Genomic DNA, 17,299 nt, shown 5'->3' with positions numbered 1-17,299 from the left:
CGCCGAGCCCACCGAGGAGCGACCGATGACCCGTCAACACCCGTACGAGGTACGGCCGGCGCGCCCCGAGGACCTGCCCGGCGCCCGCGCGCTGATCCTCGACACCTTCTACCGCGAGTTCGGCTACGGCTACGTCCCCGCCTGGCACCAGGACGTGGTCGACCTGGGCCCGACCTACCTCGACCACCCCCGGCACGCGCTCTTCGTGGCCACCACCGGGGACGGCGAGGTGGTCGGCACCACCGCGCTGCACTCGCGCGGCCCGGCCCACCCGCCGCACCCGGCCTGGCTGGCCGAGCGCTACCCCTCCGGACTGACCGCCCAGCTGGTCCGGGTCTACGTCCGGGCGGAGCACCGGCGGCACGGCCTGGCCCGCCAACTGGTGGACCTGGCGGTCGAGTTCGCCGAATCCGACGGTGGCTACCAGCACCTCTACCTGCACACCAACGTGGACATCCCGGGAGCCGAGCCGTTCTGGCGCAGCCTGGCGGTGGAGGTCTGCGACGCCCGCGCCACCGGGGAGCACGGCCCCGGCTTCTCCACCGTGCACTTCGAGATCCCGCTCCACCGGAGCGCCGGACGGACGGGAAAGCTGGCAGGAGCCCAGATCTAGATGAAGATGGTTGTCATCCCCTAGTGTGAGCGGCCACCGACCGGTCGGACCACGACCGGGCGGCCCTCGTGCTGCCACGAGCAGCCTGGACGGCAAGGGGCGGACATTGACGACCGGACAGCAGACGGCCCACCGACCACGGGCGGCGGCCGCCGAACCACTCACCGAGCAGCGGCAGCGCGGTGCCGCGCTGCCGCTGCTCGGCCTGGCCGCGGTGGTGCTGGCCGCCACCGGGGTGCTCGGACTGGCCGAGGCCGAGGTGGTGCAGGCCTGGCGGACGCTGCTGGTCTCGATCGTGGTGCAGGGCATGCCGTTCCTGCTGCTGGGCACCGTGATCTCGGCCGCGATCGGGGCCTTCGTGCCGCCGTCGCTGTTCGCCAAGGCGCTGCCCAAGCGGCCGGCCCTCGCGGTGCCGGTGGCCGGGGTGGCGGGCGTGGTGCTGCCCGGCTGCGAGTGCGCCTCGGTGCCCGTCGCCGGGAGCCTGATCCGACGGGGCGTCACCCCGGCGGCCGCGCTGACCTTCCTGCTGGCCGCGCCGGCCGTCAACCCGGTGGTGCTGGTCTCGACCGCGATCGCCTTCCCCGGGCAGCCCGCGATGGTCGCGGCCCGGCTGGCCGCCTCGCTGGCCACCGCGGTGACGATGGGCTGGCTCTGGGTCCGGTTCGGGCGGGAGGAGTGGCTGCGGCTACCCAAGCTGCCCGGCGGGCACACCCACGGGGGCTCGCGCTGGGAGGAGTTCCGGCGCGGGATGCAGCACGACTTCCTGCACGCGGGCGGCTTCCTGGTGGTCGGCGCGATGGCCGCCGCGACCTTCAACGTGGCCGTGCCGCCGGGGGTGCTGGCGCTGTTCACCGATTCGCCCTGGCTCGGTGTGGTGCTGCTGGCGCTGCTCGCCGTGCTGCTCTCGGTCTGCTCGGAGGCCGACGCCTTCGTGGCCGCCTCGCTCACCGGTTTCTCGCCGACCGCCCGGCTGGCCTTCATGGTGGTCGGCCCGATGGTCGACCTCAAGCTGATCGCCCTGCAGTCCGGCTCCTTCGGCCGGGCCTTCGCCGTCCGTTTCACCGGCACCACCTTCGTGGTGGCCGTGCTGGTGAGCGTCCTGATCGGAGCCGTGGTCCTGTGAAGAGGCTGATGCACCCCGCGCTGCTGGTACTGCTCGGCGGGGCCCTGCTGCGGATCACCGTGGGCAGCGAGGTGTACCTGCGGTACGTGAAGGAGGGGCTGCGGCCGATGGTGGTCGCCACCGGGGCCGTGCTGGTGCTGCTCGGTGCCGTCGGTCTGGTCCGGGAGGGGCGGGCCTGGCTGCGGCAGCCGGTGCTCAACCACCGCCGGGAGGCGGACGGTTCGTACCGCGTCGAGCCGCACGCCGTCCACCTGGAGGACGAGGAGGACGGGCACGGGCACGGACACGGGCACGGCGCCGGACCGCGGGTGGCCTTCCTGCTCGGGGCACCGGCCCTGGCGCTGCTGTTCTTCGCGCCGCCCGCGCTCGGCTCGTACACCGCCTCCCGGGACGGGGCGGCGGCCGCCGTCGAGCAGGCCGACTACCAGGCCCTGCGGAACGGGCAGTTGACGCCGATGTCGATGCGCGAGTTCATCGGGCGCAGCCTGCACGACACCGGCAGCCTGGAGGGGCGGCAGGTGGTGCTGACCGGCTTCGTCAGCCGGGGCGCCGGCGGTGCGGACTGGCACCTCAACCGGCTGACCGTCAACTGCTGTGCGGCGGACGCCCGTCCGCTCCGGGTGGCGGTGCACGGGGCCGCCGACGCCCCGGCGGCCGACAGCTGGGTGCAGGTCACCGGGCGGTGGCGGGCCGGGGCGGTGGACGCGCGCTCGCCGGTGCCGCACCTGGACGTGTTGAGCGTGACAGCGGTGCCGACGCCGAGGAACCCGTACGCGGACCGGGCGCCCGAACTCGCCTCCTGAGGAGGCCGGTCAGGCCGACGGGGCGGCGGCCAGGCGGATCACCTCGGCCGGGCCGGCCCGGAAGGCCGGACTGGCCGCGTCGGCCGCGACCATGTGCGGGGTGGCGTCGTGGGCGGCGAGGGCCTCCTCGGAGGCCCAGAGCTCCAGCAGCACGAAGCGCTCCGGGTCGCCCTCGACCGCGTGCAGGTCGTACTGGAGGCACCCTTCCTCGGCGCGGACCACGGGGGCCAGGCGCTCGAACGCGGCGACCTGCTGCGGCCCGTGGCCCGGGCGGGTGGTGATGTGGATGAGGAGTCTGACGGGCTGCGACATGCGCGGCAGCCTAGTGCCGGTGATCACCACCCACCCGGGCCGTCCGCATGTCAGACCGCGACGGCCTCCGCCATCTCCTCCTCGGCGGGGTCGGGTCGGCGGGCCCGGGCGGCCAGGTGGCGTTCGCGCAGGTGGCGTTCGCGCAGGTGGGCGGCGAGGAGGACGAGCAGGCCGAGGGCGAACCAGGCGGCGAGGGTGAGGAGGTGGCCGGTGAAGCCGGCCCCGCCGTCGAAGTAGAGGAGGGAGCGGACGCCCTCGACGAAGCCGGCGCCGGTCCAGAAGGAGTGCAGGGTGGCGAAGAAGCCGTTCAGCAGCTCGGGGCGGTAGATGCCGCCGGAGCTGGTGAAGTTGAGCATCACGAAGAGCACCATCAGGGCCAGCGTGGTCCAGCGCTTGAGGAAGGTGTGCAGGCCGGCGCCGATCGCCACCACGCCCGCCGAGTAGAGCCAGCCGATCGCCCAGACGGCCGCCAGGTCGTGGTCGACGACGTGGAAGACCGGGCCGGCGGTGACGGCGCCGATCAGGCTGACGGCCAGCGAGGTGCCGAGGCCGACCAGGGCGCGCAGGCGCATGCTCAGCGCCGCGCCCGCCGCGCCGATCACGGCGACGGAGCCGTAGGAGCCGATGCTGAGGGCGACCATCAGGAAGAAGATGCCCTGGTTGGTCGGGTCGCCGGCCGCCATCGGGGTGAGCTCGGTGAGGGTGAGCGGGACGCCCTGGGCGTGGGTGACGGTCTGGAAGACCTTCTCGGCGGCCATCGCGGAGGTGTCCGAGTTGCCGGTGGCGACCAGGAGTTGGGGACGGTCCCGGTCCGGGAGGAAGGCGCCGACCAGGTCACGGTCCATCAGCCGCTGCTCGGCGGCGGCCCGGTCGGGCAGCACCGAGACCTCCAGGGCGGGGCCCGCCTCGGCGGCGATCCCGTCGGCCAGGGCCCGGGCCTGCGGGGTGGTGCCGACGACGGCCACCGGGAGGTGGTGCGGGGTCGGCTGGTGGAAGGCGCCCTGGTAGGCGAGGGCCATGCCGAGGCACATCAGCAGCGGGGTGAGCAGGTGCGTCAGGACGTGGCGCAGGACGGTCCTGGTGCCGGGGGCGGGCGGGGCGGCGGCCATGGGGTGCGACCTTCCGAGCTGAATGGTTGGTAAGTACAACTGAAGCGAATGGATGTACTCTACAACCATGAGCGAGGAGACCGCGAGCCGTGCCCGGGACGAGGCGATCCACACCATCCAGCGCGAGCTGACGGCCTTCGCCCGGCGGGCCCGCAGCCGGGCCGCCGAGCTGCACCCGCAGCTCAGCCTGGTGGCGTTCAGCATGCTCGACCTGATGGCCGAGCGCGGGCCGGTCCGGGGCGCCGACCTGGCCGCGTACTTCATGCTCGACAAGTCGACCGTCAGCCGCCAGGTCGGCTCGCTGGAGAAGCTCGGCTTCATCGCCCGGGAGGCCGACCCGGAGGACCACCGCGGGCAGCTGCTGCGACTCACCCCCGCCGGGGAGCAGGCCGTCGGCGAGGCCACCGAACGGCGGCGGCTCGCCTTCCTGGCCCGCTTCACCGACTGGGAGGACGCCGACCTCACCCGCCTGGCGGGCTACCTGGCCCGCTACAACGAGGCGGAGTGACCGGGCGGGCTTGCCCCTGACCCGCGCGTCAGGGTTTACCGTCGCCGCTCCCGAACTCCTGGAGCACGCCGATGAGCCCTGTCCCCCTGCCCACCGTCACCCGTGAGGTCCGCCTGCTGGCCCGCCCCGAAGGGCTGCCCGAGGCACGCCACTTCACGGTCACGGAGACACCGCTCCCGGCCGTCGGCCCCGGCCAGGTCCTGGTGCGCAACCGGTACTTCCTGGTCTTCCCCGGCCTGCGCACACTGATCGGCGGTGAGACGGAAGGCGTGCCGCTGCCGCAACTACGACCCGGGGGCACGCTGTTCGGACCCGCCGTGGCGGAGGTGCTGGCCGCCCCGGCGGACGGGCCTCTGCGGCCGGGCGACCTGGTCTCGCACCTGGCCGGCTGGCGGGAGCACGCCGTGCTGGACGCCGCCGACTGCGCACCGCTCGACCCGGCACTGCCCGACCCGGTGGCCCAGCTCTCCTCCGGCGAGGCCGCGTACGGCGCCCTGACCCGGCTGGCCGAGGTCCGGCCCGGGGACACCGTCCTGGTGACCGGCGCGGCCGGGGGTGTCGGCTCGCTGGCCGGGCAGATCGCCCGGCTGCTCGGCGCGGGGCCGGTCATCGGCACCACCTCCTCGGCGGCCAAGGCCGACCGCCTGACGGCCGAACTCGGTTACGACACCGTCGTGTTGCGCGGTGACGGGCGGTCCTTCGCCGAACGGCTGGCCGAAGCGGCGCCGGACGGGATCGACGTACTGGTGGACACGGTCGGCGGTGAGCAGCTGGCCGCCGCCGTACGGCTGGCGCGGCCCGGGGCCCGGTTCGCCCTGGTCGGCGCCGTCTCGGGGCAGCTGGCGGCGGACCGGGCCGGGGGCGGCAGCGCGCCCGTGACGCTGGACAGCTTCCGGCTGGTGGTCCAGGGCGTCTCCGTGCGCGGCTACCGGGGCGGGGACCACCCCGGGGTGGCGGGCGAGTGGACGGAGCGGTTCGGCGGCTGGCTGCGCTCCGGGGAGATCACCTTCCCGCACGTGGTGCTGCCGGGCATCGAACGGGCGCCGGGAGCGTTGCGGGAGTTGATCGACGGTCACCACCTGGGGGCCGTCCTGGTCGGAGTCTGACCGGAGGGGCGGCGGGGATGGCGGACCGGTTGAGGATCGGCGACGCGGCGGCGGCCACCGGAGCAACGCCGCGGGCGCTGCGGTTCTACGAGGAGCGGGGGCTGGTCGCGCCACGGCGCAGCACCTCGGGCCAACGGGAGTACGGGCAGCAGGAGTTGGACCGCATCCGGGCCGTGCGGGAGCTGCTGGCGCTCGGGCTGACGGTCGAGGACGTCCGCGCCTGCGCCGGGCGGCTGCACCTGCTCACCGAGCAGCCGCCGCCGCGCTGCGCCCGGGCCGACGGTCCGCCCTCCCCCGCCGCCGCCGTGGTGGACCGCCGGCTCGCCGCCCTGGACGCCGAGATCGCCCGGCTGACGGCGCTCCGTACGGCGCTCGCCGCGCGACTGAGCAGCTGAGCAGCAGGCGAACCGGGGGAGGCGGGCAGGCGGGGCGAGTGCTCGTCAGTAGGTGTCGGACTGCCAGCTCTCGTCACCGCGCAGCACGCTGTAGCCGACGCCGTCCCACCACTGGCCACTGCGGAAGGCGACGCTGCGCAGGACGCCCTCGCGGGTGAAGCCGGCCCGCTCCAGGACGCGCTGGGCCGGGACGTTGGCCACCTCGGTGGCGGCCTCGACGCGGACCATCTGGGTGTGCGAGAAGAGGTGGCGGACCAGCTGCCGCATCGCCGGAGCGCCGTAGCCCCGGCCGCGGGCCTCCGGGACCAGGGAGATCCCGGTGTTCCAGCAGGACGAGCCGCGCCAGCAGATGACCTCGCGCCAGGAGACGAAGCCGGCCGGCTCCCCGTCGCCCTGGATCATCAGCAGGCCGTGCTTCTCGCCGAGCATGCCGTTCTCCTGCCACTGGCGACGCCAGCGGCCCGGGTTCTCCCAGCCCATCCACTGGTACTCGCCGACCGTCTCGGGTTCGGTCGAGAACCGCTCCAGCACCGGCAGGTCGCTCTCCCGCACCGGCCGCAACTCCACGCTCTTCTGAGTCATCCCGTCACCCTAGTGCGCACCCGGACGAGTCGTCAGCCCCTGTTCGCGGACACCCTTTTTGTCCTGATTCATCCACCTACGGTGCGTCGCGCGCGCCCGCGCCCCCGGATGTGATGTGCTCACGCTCGCACGGGTGCGGCAAGCGGGAGCGGGACGGCGCGAGAGGGCGCACCGGCCCCGCTCCCGGCCGTCAGTCCTTGACCGCACCTCCCAGCCCCGAGACCAGGTGACGCTGCACCAGCACGAAGAAGGCCAGCACCGGCAGGGTCATCAGGGTGGAGGCCGCCATGATGCCGCCCCAGTCGTTCTCGTCCGGCTTGAAGAAGACCATCAGCGCGGCCGGCAGGGTCTGGTGGTCGGTGTCCAGGATCAGGGTCCGGGCGAACACGAAGTCGTTCCAGGCCATGATGAAGGAGAACACCGAGGTGGCCGCCAACCCCGGTGCCACCAGCGGGAAGAGGATCCGCCACAGGATGGTGAAGCGGCTCGCCCCGTCCAGCCGGGCGGCCTCCTCCAGCGACTCCGGCACCGCCGCCACGAAGCCGCGCAGCATCCAGACCGCGAACGGCAGCGAGAAGGCCAGGTTCACCAGCATCAGCGAGCCGAGCGTGGACAGGCCCAGCCCCGGTGCCACCGTGCCGAGGTCGCGGATCAGGAAGAACAGCGGGATGGTCAGCGCCTCGATCGGCACCATCTGCGCCACCAGGAACATCACCAGCACGGTGGTGCGGAACCGGAACTTGAACCTGGACAGCGCCACCGCCGCCAGGAAGGCCACCCCGGCGGAGAGCACCACCACGACCACGGCCACCAGCAGGCTGTTCAGGAAGTACCGGCCGAAGCCGCTCACCCCGAGCGCGTCCCGGAAGTTGTCCAGGGTCGGCGCCCAGGTCCACGGCCGGGGGTGGGCCGAGGTGAGCTCGCCGTCCGGCTTGAGGGCGGACAGCACCATCCAGTAGAGCGGGAAGACGGTGACCAGACCGGCCAGCACCGCAAGGGAGTTGGCGAGCCGGCGGGAGCCCTTGCGCGTCGCCCGCGTGGTCCGCGTGGTCACAGTTCCTCCCCGGAGCGCCGCAGGGCGCGGATGTAGAGCGCCGTGATCGCCAGCAGGATCAGCGTCATCAGCACGCCGATCGCCGCGCCCAGGCTGTAGTCGGAGGCCGCGAAGGCCTCCTGGTAGGCGTAGACGTTGAGCACCAGGTTCTGGCCGGCGATGCCGCCGCCGCTGGTCATCACGTAGATCTGGGTGAAGACCTTGAAGTCCCAGATCACCGACTGGATCACCACGATCACCAGCAGCGGCCGGAGCATCGGCAGCATCACCAGCCGGGCGGTGGTGAAGGTGGAGGCGCCGTCGAGGCGGGCCGCCTCCAGCACCGAGTCCGGGATGGCCTGGATGCCCGCGTAGAGGGTGATCATCACGAACGGGAAGGAGTGCCAGACCACCACCGCGCCGACCACCGCGAAGGCGGGCCACTTGTCGTACATCCAGTTGTGGCCGGTCATGCCCAGGACGTCGTTCACCAGACCGGAGTTGGTGTCCAGCAGGAAGAGCCAGACGGTGGAGCCGGTCATCGCCGGGGCGGCCCAGGCACCGAGCGCCGCGAACATCAGGAACAGCTTGGAGCGCCGGCCGACCCTGGTCAGCAGCACCGCCAGCGCGCCGCCCACCGCGAGGGTGGCGACCACGCAGCCGCCCGCGAAGACCAGGGTCTGCGCCAGCACCTCCCAGAACTGCGACTTGCCCAGCAGCTCGGTGTAGTTGGCCAGGCCGACGAACGCGGCGGGCACCCCGCCGCTGGCCTGCGGCTGGCCGAAGTCCAGCACCGAGAGCAGGCCGAGCTGGTAGAGCGGGTAGCCGAACAGCGGGAGCAGCACCACCGCGGCGGGCAGCAGCAGCCAGACCGGGGTCAGGACCCGCCTGCGCCTCACGGTGGCCGGTGCCTTCACCGGTTCGGCGACGGTCAGGGCGTCACTTGCCATCGAAGGCGGCGTTCATCGCGGTGGCGGCCTCGGCGGTGGCGGTGGTGACGTCCGCCTTGCCGGTGATCACCTTCTGCAGCATGGTCGGCACCACCGCCTGGGCGTCGATCTTCGCCCAGGCCTGGTCCTTGGGCACGAACTTGGTGCCCGCCGCGATGGTGTCGGTGAAGGGCTTGAGCCACGGCTCCTTGGCCACCACCTCGGCACGGGCGCTGGTCAGCGTCGGCAGCGTGCCCATCGCGTCGAAGAGCGCCAGCTGGTGCTTCTTGCCGCCCAGGGTCTTGAGGAAGTCCGCTGCCAGCGTGCGGTGTTGAGTGGACTTCAGCACGCCGAGGTCGTTGCCGCCGGAGAACGCCGGGGCGATCGAGCCGGCCGCGGCGCCGGGCAGCGGCACCACGGCGTACTTGCCCTTGGCCGCACCCGCCTCCACCGCGCTGCGCGAGGAGTTGGGCAGGATCGCCATGCCCGCGGTGCCGGAGGCGAAGGCCTCCACCGTCTTGCCGCCGGTGAGGTCGGCACAGCGCTGGGCCGGACAGATCGCGTCGGAGAACAGGTCGGTGTAGGCCTTCACCCCGGCCTTGGAGCCGTCGGAGTTCACCGCCGCCGCGTACTTGGCGCCGGACTTGGCCGCCAGGTCGCCGCCGTTGGCCCAGAGGAAGGGCAGCGCGCCGAAGGTGTACTTGCCGCCGACCGCGATGCCCAGCAGCTCGGGCTTGGCGGCCCTCACCTTCGTTGCCGCGTCGGCGAGTTCGGCGTAGCTGGTGGGGGCCTTCAGACCCAGCTCGGTGAAGACGTCGGTGCGGTAGTAGAGCGCCCGCACGCCCAGCCACCAGGGCAGGCCGTAGGTCTTGCCGTCCACCACGGCGGTGTCCCGCAGGTCGGCCGGCAGGTCGCCGCCCTCGGACCAGCCGGCCAGCTCGGAGGTGAGGTCGGCCAGGCCGCCCGCCGCCACGTAGCCGAACAGGTCGGTGTTGCCGAACTCCACCACGTCCGGCGCGCTGGCCGGGTCGTTGAAGGCACCCTTCATCTTCTCGGCGCGCGGTCCGGCATCGGTCGGGATGTAGGACACCTCGACGTCGGAGCCGGGGTGGGCGGCCTTGAAGTCGGCGACCGCGGCCGCGACCACCTTCTCCTTCGGGGCCCGGTTGGCCTCGTCGTAGAGCCAGACCTTGAGGGTGCCGGTCTGCTGGTCGGCCGACTTGGTGCTGGAGGCGGTGCCCGGCGCGCAGGCGGCCAACACGGCACCGGCAGCGGCGAACAGGACGAGACGGGACAGCTTCACGGAACCCCCTCGGGAGGTGGTAGAGCGCTGGTAGGGCAGGTGAGCGGTGACGGTAGGAACCCGCCCGGCGTGGCGGCAAGACGCCCCGGCGAATGTTGTGCAGTGCAAAACTGTGTGCCGCGTAGCTGGTACGGGTGTGGTCCTTGGCGTACGGTCCGATGAATCCGACGGTCCGTTCATGGGTCGTTCATGGGGATTTCTTGAGGCACCTGAGGAGGGCCGGTGGAGGTCACGCAGCGGAACCAGTCCGCCTCGCTGCGCCGGGCGCTCGCGGTGCTGGAGTACGTCCGGGACCACGCGGGCGGCTCGACCGGCCTCTCGCTCACCGCGGTCGCGGAGGCGCTGGGCCTGTCCAAGAGCACCGTGCTGCGGCTCGCCGAGCCACTGCTCGACTCCCAACTCCTCAGCCGCGAAAGGGAGTCGGGACACTTCCGGCTGGGCCCCGGCGCGCTGATGCTCGGCCAGTCCTACCTCTCCGGCCTGGACCTGCGCACCGTCGCCGCCGAGCAGGCACACCGGCTGATGCACGAGGTCGGCGGCACCGTGCACCTGTGCGTCCCGGACCCGCCGCACGTGGTCTACATCGATAAGGTGGAGAACGAGACCGCCGTCCGGATGGCCTCCCGGATCGGCAGCCGCGCCCCGATGTACCGCACCGCCGTCGGCAAGGCCATGCTGGCCTGGCTCCCGGAGGACGCCTTCGCGTCCGTGGTGGCGGCCGGAATGCCACCGAGCACCAACCGCACCCTCACCGAACCCGCCACCCTGCGGGCCGAGTTGGCGCGGATCAGGGCCCGCGGCTACGCGGTGGACGACCGGGAGAACGAGCCCGAGGTGCGGTGCGTGGCCGCCCCCGTCTTCGACCACACCGACACCGTCGCCGGGGCACTCTCGGTCTCCGGCCTGACCTCACGGGTGACCGCGGCCCGGGTGCGCGTCCTCGGGCCGGCGGTGGCGGCCACCGCCCAGCGGGTCTCCCGGGCACTGGGGTCCTCGCGGCACTGAGCGTCGTCGTCCTCACGCCACGCCCGGGCGGACGAGCCATTTGCCCATCCGGGCGGGCCCGGGGCAGACTCGACGGGACGGACCGGCACGGGCGTCTCGCCCTGCCGTGCACACCGACCCGTGCACACCGACCCGTGCCGACGAACGATCCCGAGGGGAGGCAAGCCATGCGCAACGAACCGCCCAGTCCCGGCTTCCTCCCCGTCGCTCCCTGATCGTTTCCCGTAGCACCCCGCACCCCCGCGCCCGCGCCTCATCGGCGCCTCGTCGGCGCACGCCCCGGTGCGGGCGGAGGTCGTTCCGTCATGTCGTTCTTCCGTACCCCCGCTCCGTCCGTCCGCCGTCGCTTCTCGCTGACCGACGTCACCGTCGCGGCCGGCGTCCTGCTGCTGTTCTACGCCGCGCTGCGCGTGGGCCACGGCACCACCGTCTCCTTCACCCCGGGCGAGAAGCTCGGCATCGACACCGATCCGGCCCGGCTCCCGTACTACGCGGCGCGCAGCCTGTTGCGGATGTTCGCCGCGCTGGCCGCCGCCGTGGTCTTCACCTTCGTGTTCGCCTACACCGCCGCGCGCAGCCGACGGCTCGGCAAGGTGCTGGTCCCGGCTCTGGACATCCTCCAGTCGGTGCCGGTGCTCGGCTTCCTGACCGTGGCGGTGACCGGCTTCCTGGCGCTCTTCCCCGGCTCGATGCTCGGGCCGGAGTGCGCGGCCGTGTTCGCCGTCTTCACCTCGCAGGCCTGGAACATGACCTTCGCGTTCCACCGCTCGCTCACCTCGCTGCCGCGTGAACTCGACGAACTGTCAAGGTCGTTCGGCTTCACTCGGTGGACGCGGTTCTGGAAGGTCGAGCTGCCCTCCGGGGCGATCGACCTGGTCTGGAACGGCATGATGAGCTTCGGCGGCGGCTGGTTCTTCCTGGTCGCCTCCGAGATGATCGCCATCGGCGGCCAGGACTACGCCCTGCCGGGCGTCGGCTCCTACGCCGGGGCGGCGATCGCCGACGGCGACCTCGGCAAGGTCGGCTGGGCGGTGCTCGCGATGGCCGTGATGGTGACCGGGGTCAACTTCCTGTTCTGGCGCCCGCTCACCGCCTGGGCGGAGCGCTTCAAGAACGAGCAGTCGGGGGCCGGCGAGCCCCAGCGTTCGGCCGTCCTGGACCTGCTGCGCCGCTCCAACTGGCCTGCGCTGCTCGGCCGTTGGCTCCGCCCCGTCGGGCTGCTCTGCTCCCGGGCCGGGCGGGTCTTCGGCGTCGACGACCGGCCGCTGCGGGTGGCGCCGGGCCGCCGGAAGGCCGGCGACGCGGTCTTCGCGGTGGTCACCGGCGGCCTGATCGCCTGGGGCCTGTACGACCTCGGCGGCTACCTGCACCGGAGCACCGGGCTGGGCGTCCTCGGCGAGCCGCTGCTGCTCGGACTGGCCACCCTGGCACGGGTGGTGGTGCTGGTGGCAGCCGCGACGGTGGTCTGGGTACCGGTCGGCGTGTGGATCGGCGGCTCGCCGAAGCTCACCCGGATCGCCCAGCCGGTGGTCCAGGTGCTGGCCTCCTTCCCGGCCAACTTCCTCTTCCCGCTGGCCGTCTGGTTCTTCCTCCGGACCGGCCTCTCGCTGGACGTCGGCGGCGTGCTGCTGATGGCCCTCGGCGCCCAGTGGTACATCCTCTTCAACACCATCGCCGGCGCGATGGCCGTCCCCACCGACCTGCGCGAGGCGATGGACGACCTCGGCGTCCGAGGCCTCCAGCGCTGGCGCTGGCTGATCCTCCCCGCCGTCTTCCCCTCCTACGTCACCGGCGGCATCACCGCCTCGGGCGGCGCCTGGAACGCCTCGATCGTCTCCGAGGTGGTCACCTTCGGCGCCACCACCCTCACCGCGACCGGCCTCGGCGCCTACATCGCGCAGGCCACCTCGGCCGGGGACTTCCCGCGCCTGCTGGCCGGGGTCGCCGTGATGAGCCTGTACGTCATCGTGCTCAACCGCGTGGTCTGGCAGCCGCTGCACCGGCTCGCCCGGGTCCGCTACGCCCTCTGAACTTCCCTTCCGCTTGGAGCTTCCCGTGAACCTCACCCTGCTGCGCCCGCGCCGTCCCACCGCTCCCCTCACCCCCGCCGTCGACGGCGAACTGCTGCTGGAAACGGTCGAGTTGACCAAGACCTACGCCGGCGCCGACGGCGAACTCCCCGTCCTCGGCGGTATCGACCTGGAGATCCGGGCCGGCGAGGTGGTCGCCCTGCTCGGCCGCTCCGGCTCGGGCAAGTCCACCCTGCTGCGCTGCCTGGCCGGGCTGGTCGCCCCCAGTTCCGGCAGCGTCCACTACCGCGGCACCCCGCTGAACGGGGCCAACCCCGGGACGGCCATGGTCTTCCAGACCTTCGCCCTGCTGCCCTGGCTGACGGTGCGGCAGAACGTCGAACTCGGCCTGGAGGCACGGGGACTACCGGCGGACGAGCGGGCCGAGGCCGCCCGCCGCGCCATCGACCTGGTCGGCCTGGACGGCTTCGAGGCCGCCTACCCCAAGGAGCTCTCCGGCGGCATGCGCCAACGGGTCGGCTTCGCACGGGCGTTGGTGGTCGAGCCGGACGTGCTGATGATGGACGAGCCGTTCTCCGCGCTGGACGTACTGACCGCCGAGAACCTGCGCGGCGAACTGATGGAGCTCTGGGAGTCCGGCACCTTCCCCACCCGGGCGATGGTCCTGGTCACCCACAACATCGAGGAGGCCGTCCTGATGGCCGACCGCGTCGTGGTGCTCGGCTCCCGCCCGTACGGCACCGTCCGCGCCGTCTTCGAGCCCGGCGCCGAACTCGGCCCCGGCCGCTCCCGCGACCGCACCTCCCCCGCCTTCCAGTCCCTGGTCGACCAGGTCTACCGGACCCTCACCGGCCGCGACACCGCTTCCCCGGCCTCGTCGGAGCCCGCCCCGCGCACCACCGCCAACACCCCGCTCCCGTCCGCCGGCGTCGACGGCCTCTCCGGGCTCGCCGAACTGGTCGCCCACGCGGGCGGCCAGCGCGACCTGGCCGACCTCGCCGACGACCTCGGCCTGGAGGCCGACGACCTGCTCCCCCTGGTCGACGCCCTCGACCTGCTCGGCTTCGCCACCCTCACCGGCGACGAACTCCTCCTCACCGAGCACGGCACCGCCTTCGCCGCCGCCTCCGTCCAGGACTCCAAGCGGCTCTTCGCCACCGGCGCGGTGACCGTCCCGCTGATCCGCCTGATCGCCGCCGGCCTGCGCCAGTCCCCCGACGGCACCCTCCGGGCCGGCTTCTTCCGCGACCTGCTCGCCCACCACTTCACCCGCGAGCAGACCGACCGTCAGCTGGCCACCGCCACCGACTGGGGCCGGTACGCCGAACTCTTCACCTACACCGCCGACCGCGAGGAGTACCGGCTCGTCGGAGGCGCGGCCGGCCGGTGACCGGCACCCCGGGCGACCACCGGCCCGGGCGGCCACCGGCCCGGGCTGCCACGGCTCGACGGGGGGTCAGTCCGCGATGTCCACCCCGTACCCGCGGGCCAGCTCCGCCAGCCCGTGGTCGTAGCCCTGCCCGACCGCACGCACCCGCCAGACCGGGCCGCGGCGGTACAACTCCGCCAGCAGCAACGTGCGTTCCGTGGTGGCGGCGTCCAGAGTGGCCTGGGCGACCGACCTGCCGCCGGAGCCCTCGGTGATCGTCAGCTCGACCGCACCGAGCTCTCCGAACGTCGCCCGCCGGTCCAACGCCGCGGCCACCACGACCTTGCGCACCCCGTCGGGCAGGCGGTCCAGGGCGACCTTGACCGCCTGCTCCGTCGGGCCGTCGACGGCGAGCTCGACGCTCCCGTCGGGGCTGAGCGGCGCACCGTAGAAGACGAAGTCCTCGTCCGCGCCGACTTGCTCGTCCTCGTCCACGCTGAACGCGACCACGTCCACCTCACAGTCCGTCAGCTGGGCCCAGGACGCGTTGACCGTCCACGGCTCCCCCTCGGCGGACACCGGCAGGTCGATCACGCCCCCTCGGGCGAGGACCTGGGCCGCTTCGGCGGCCCCGGTGGCTCCGGACGGCGGAACCTCTTCGGGGCGGGCGGAGTCGGGCCAGCCCGGCCGGTGCACCGGGATGCCGAGTGCGGTCACCCGCACCATCCGCCGGTCGTCCTCGGCCCCGGGCAGGGCGATCACGTCGGTGACGCCCCTGGAGAGGTTCACCGCGGCGGCGCCGCCGAGGCCGACCACCCTGGTGCGGGCCTCGACGGCGGCGTCGTGCGGACCACCGAGGACCAGCACCCGACGCCCCGTCAACGCCCCGGCGGCCGGAGGCTCCCGCCGCCGTGCCGGAGCCACCGCGGGGGAGACGGCAGAGGCGGTGTGCGGCTCCCCCGGCTCGACGTTCCCGAGCAGCGCCAGGAAGTCCCGCTCGGTGAGCACCGGAACCCCCTCGGCGACGGCACGCCGCGACTTGGCCGAGCCGTCCCCCCAACCGTTGTCCACCAGCAGGCCGGTGTGCCGGCTGACCGAGGTCATCACGTTCAGCCCGGCCGCCACGGCCCGGCCGACCAAGTCCTCGCGCGGCAGGTCCGTCTCCCCCGTGAAGGCCACCTTCGTCCCCTGCACCAAGGAGCCGCCGGGCCGGTAGCGGCCGGGGCTGCGGAAGGCACAGGGCGCCTTGGGCGGCCTCGCCGGGAAGGAGGAGACGCGCCTGGGCGGACACTCCACCAGCGGCAGCGGCACACCCAGCCGGGCCGCCTCCTCCAACGAACCGCGGAGCACCCCCGTCAGGACCCGGGTGTCGTCCAGGGCGTCGTGCGCCTTCCGCTGGGGCACCCCGTAGTAGGCCGCCAGCGTGCCCAGCTTCAGGTTCTCGGTGGCGTCCCCACCCGGCGGTTCAGCGCCACGGTGCAGAGCCGGCGGCCGACCGGCATGGCCACCCCGGCCAACGCGAACTCCTGCGCCAGGAAGTCGTAGTCGAACTGGGCGTTGTGAGCCACCATCACGCGGCCGGCCAACAGCCGTCCGATCCGGTCCGCCACCCGTTCGAAGGCGGGGGCGCCGCGCAGTCGTTGCGGCGTCAGACCGTGGATGTGCACCGGGCCCGGGTCGCAGCCCGGGTTCAGCAGGGTGGAGAACTCGCCGGTCTGCCGCCCGTCCGGGCCCAGCGTGATCACCGCGACCGAGAGCACCCGGTGCAGGCCGGGCCGCAGCCCCGAGGTCTCGACGTCGACCACCGCCCAGTCCGGAGCGGGATCGTTCGTCGCCGGTTCGACGGCCGGGGAAGTTCGCATCACGACCGACAGCATCGCGGCTTCCGGCCCCTCCGGCCAAGCCCCCGGACACACTCTCCGCACAACTCGCCGGGGGAACCGGCGTCGGCGGAGCTGACACCGGGCGGGCGGGAATGCCGGGTCGGTGTGCAGACTTCTCGGTAGAACGAACAGAGTTCCGGGCCGGACGGGTACGCGACGGGCCGGGCGAGAGAGGACTGGTGACCCATGGGCACCCCCGTCGACCAGCTGGTGGACCTGCTCGACCTGGAGCAGATCGAGCTCAACATCTTCCGCGGCCGGAGCCCGGAGGAGGCCCTGCAGCGGACCTTCGGCGGCCAGGTGGCGGGCCAGGCACTGGTGGCGGCGGGGCGCACGGTGGACGGCGACCGCCCCGTCCACTCGCTGCACGCCTACTTCTTGCGCCCCGGTGTGCCCGGCGTGCCGATCGTCTACCAGGTGGACCGGATCCGCGACGGCCGCTCGTTCACCACCCGCCGGGTGCTCGGCATCCAGCAGGGCCGCAGCATCTTCGCCCTCACCGCCGACTTCCACGTCCCCGAGGAGGGCGGGATCGAACACCAGGAGACGATGCCGGCCGTGCCCGGGCCGGAGGAAGTGCCGAGCGCGCTGGACGAGGTCGGGCAGAAGCTGGGCGAGCTGCCCCCGTTCATCAGCCGCCGCCAGCCCTTCGACATCCGGTACGTCGACCGGCTGCGCTGGAGCAAGGAGGAGCTGGTCGGGGTCGAGCCGCGCAGCGGCGTCTGGCTGAAGACCAACGGCGCACTCCCCGACGACCCGCTGATCCACGTCTGCGCCCTCACCTACGCCAGCGACATGACCCTGCTGGACGCCGTCCGGGCCCCGGTCGAACCGCTCTGGGGCGTGCGGAACTTCGACATGGCCTCGCTGGACCACGCGATGTGGTTCCACCGTCCGTTCCGGGCCGACGAGTGGCTGCTGTACCAGCAGGAGTCCCCGATCGCGCACGGCGCGCGCGGCCTGGCGCGGGGTCAGATCTACGACCGGAGCGGGCAGCTGGTCGTGTCGGTGATGCAGGAGGGCCTGTTCCGCCCGCTCTCCAGCCGCAAGGCCTGACGGGGCGTCGTCCGCCTGACGGAGCGTCGTCCGCCTGACGGGGCGTTGCCCCGTGGTGCGTGGGTGTTGCGGGACGGTTCGGTGGTGTTGCGGGCCGTCGCGCGCCGTTGCGGAACCATGTCGGTCACGCACAGCCGGAA

General features: G+C 73.1%; 16 protein-coding genes and 1 pseudogene. 10 read left to right on the top strand and 7 right to left on the bottom strand.

Going from position 1 to position 17,299, the window contains the following annotated elements:
* Nucleotides 1–25: 25 nt before the first annotated feature.
* The 3 genes from ACIA8O_RS13245 to ACIA8O_RS13235 all read left to right on the top strand — a co-directional run bounded on the left by ACIA8O_RS13245 (nucleotide 26) and on the right by ACIA8O_RS13235 (nucleotide 2,539).
* Nucleotides 26–613, top strand: a complete 588-nt coding sequence (locus tag ACIA8O_RS13245) for a GNAT family N-acetyltransferase (protein ID WP_396293801.1) — start codon at nucleotides 26–28, stop codon at nucleotides 611–613.
* 106 nt (nucleotides 614–719) lie between these two features.
* Complete coding sequence (locus ACIA8O_RS13240) at nucleotides 720–1,736, top strand: permease (RefSeq protein WP_396293800.1); 1,017 nt, start codon at nucleotides 720–722, stop codon at nucleotides 1,734–1,736.
* Between the two features lie 8 nt (nucleotides 1,737–1,744).
* Nucleotides 1,745–2,539 (top strand): TIGR03943 family putative permease subunit, encoded by a 795-nt coding sequence (locus tag ACIA8O_RS13235; protein WP_396293799.1) that lies wholly within the window; start codon nucleotides 1,745–1,747, stop codon nucleotides 2,537–2,539.
* Nucleotides 2,540–2,548: 9 nt separating this feature from the next.
* Here the strand turns inward: ACIA8O_RS13235 and ACIA8O_RS13230 are convergent, their stop codons facing one another.
* A complete protein-coding gene (locus ACIA8O_RS13230; RefSeq protein ID WP_396293798.1) occupies nucleotides 2,549–2,851 on the bottom strand; it encodes a putative quinol monooxygenase in 303 nt (100 codons plus the stop codon).
* 50 nt (nucleotides 2,852–2,901) lie between these two features.
* On the bottom strand, nucleotides 2,902–3,960 hold the full coding sequence (locus ACIA8O_RS13225; protein ID WP_396293797.1) for a hypothetical protein: 1,059 nt from the start codon (nucleotides 3,958–3,960) through the stop codon (nucleotides 2,902–2,904).
* A gap of 67 nt (nucleotides 3,961–4,027) precedes the next feature.
* On the opposite strand from ACIA8O_RS13225, the gene ACIA8O_RS13220 reads away from it, so the two are divergent.
* The 3 genes from ACIA8O_RS13220 (at nucleotide 4,028) to ACIA8O_RS13210 (ending at nucleotide 5,969) form a co-directional block, all read left to right on the top strand.
* Nucleotides 4,028–4,468, top strand: a complete 441-nt coding sequence (locus ACIA8O_RS13220; RefSeq protein WP_396293796.1) for a MarR family winged helix-turn-helix transcriptional regulator — start codon at nucleotides 4,028–4,030, stop codon at nucleotides 4,466–4,468.
* Between the two features lie 71 nt (nucleotides 4,469–4,539).
* Nucleotides 4,540–5,574, top strand: a complete 1,035-nt coding sequence (locus ACIA8O_RS13215; RefSeq protein ID WP_396293795.1) for an MDR family NADP-dependent oxidoreductase — start codon at nucleotides 4,540–4,542, stop codon at nucleotides 5,572–5,574.
* A 29-nt stretch (nucleotides 5,575–5,603) separates the two neighbouring features.
* Complete coding sequence (locus ACIA8O_RS13210) at nucleotides 5,604–5,969, top strand: MerR family transcriptional regulator (protein WP_396294250.1); 366 nt, start codon at nucleotides 5,604–5,606, stop codon at nucleotides 5,967–5,969.
* Nucleotides 5,970–6,014: 45 nt separating this feature from the next.
* Here the strand turns inward: ACIA8O_RS13210 and ACIA8O_RS13205 are convergent, their stop codons facing one another.
* From ACIA8O_RS13205 to ACIA8O_RS13190, 4 genes are all read right to left on the bottom strand, one after another.
* Nucleotides 6,015–6,551: a GNAT family N-acetyltransferase gene (locus tag ACIA8O_RS13205; protein WP_396293794.1), complete on the bottom strand. Its 537-nt coding sequence runs from the start codon at nucleotides 6,549–6,551 to the stop codon at nucleotides 6,015–6,017.
* Nucleotides 6,552–6,741: 190 nt separating this feature from the next.
* Nucleotides 6,742–7,605: a carbohydrate ABC transporter permease gene (locus tag ACIA8O_RS13200; RefSeq protein ID WP_396293793.1), complete on the bottom strand. Its 864-nt coding sequence runs from the start codon at nucleotides 7,603–7,605 to the stop codon at nucleotides 6,742–6,744.
* On the bottom strand, nucleotides 7,602–8,534 hold the full coding sequence (locus tag ACIA8O_RS13195) for a carbohydrate ABC transporter permease (protein WP_396293792.1): 933 nt from the start codon (nucleotides 8,532–8,534) through the stop codon (nucleotides 7,602–7,604). Before ACIA8O_RS13195 ends, ACIA8O_RS13200 begins: the two co-directional genes overlap by 4 nt.
* Complete coding sequence (locus ACIA8O_RS13190; protein ID WP_396293791.1) at nucleotides 8,524–9,816, bottom strand: extracellular solute-binding protein; 1,293 nt, start codon at nucleotides 9,814–9,816, stop codon at nucleotides 8,524–8,526. The genes ACIA8O_RS13195 and ACIA8O_RS13190 overlap by 11 nt, the downstream gene beginning before the upstream one ends.
* A 222-nt stretch (nucleotides 9,817–10,038) precedes the next feature.
* Here ACIA8O_RS13190 and ACIA8O_RS13185 point away from each other — a divergent pair, with 222 nt between their 5' ends.
* From ACIA8O_RS13185 to ACIA8O_RS13175, 3 genes are all read left to right on the top strand, one after another.
* Entirely contained in the window at nucleotides 10,039–10,821 is a 783-nt protein-coding gene (locus ACIA8O_RS13185; RefSeq protein ID WP_396293790.1) for an IclR family transcriptional regulator, read from the top strand.
* A gap of 305 nt (nucleotides 10,822–11,126) precedes the next feature.
* Nucleotides 11,127–12,851: an ABC transporter permease gene (locus ACIA8O_RS13180; RefSeq protein WP_396293789.1), complete on the top strand. Its 1,725-nt coding sequence runs from the start codon at nucleotides 11,127–11,129 to the stop codon at nucleotides 12,849–12,851.
* A gap of 25 nt (nucleotides 12,852–12,876) precedes the next feature.
* A complete protein-coding gene (locus tag ACIA8O_RS13175; protein WP_396293788.1) occupies nucleotides 12,877–14,241 on the top strand; it encodes a nitrate/sulfonate/bicarbonate ABC transporter ATP-binding protein in 1,365 nt (454 codons plus the stop codon).
* 66 nt (nucleotides 14,242–14,307) lie between these two features.
* Here the strand turns inward: ACIA8O_RS13175 and ACIA8O_RS13170 are convergent.
* A pseudogene (locus ACIA8O_RS13170) lies at nucleotides 14,308–16,082 on the bottom strand (TerD family protein).
* Nucleotides 16,083–16,289: 207 nt separating this feature from the next.
* Between ACIA8O_RS13170 and ACIA8O_RS13165 the strand changes: the two are divergent.
* The gene (locus ACIA8O_RS13165; RefSeq protein ID WP_396293787.1) at nucleotides 16,290–17,159 is read left to right on the top strand and encodes an acyl-CoA thioesterase; all 870 of its coding nucleotides are present in this window, start codon (nucleotides 16,290–16,292) and stop codon (nucleotides 17,157–17,159) included.
* Nucleotides 17,160–17,299 lie beyond the last annotated feature (140 nt).

The organism is Kitasatospora sp. NPDC051853 (assembly GCF_044452665.1).
Lineage (GTDB): Bacteria > Actinomycetota > Actinomycetes > Streptomycetales > Streptomycetaceae > Kitasatospora.
This window is presented reverse-complemented; position numbering and strand designations above follow the sequence as displayed.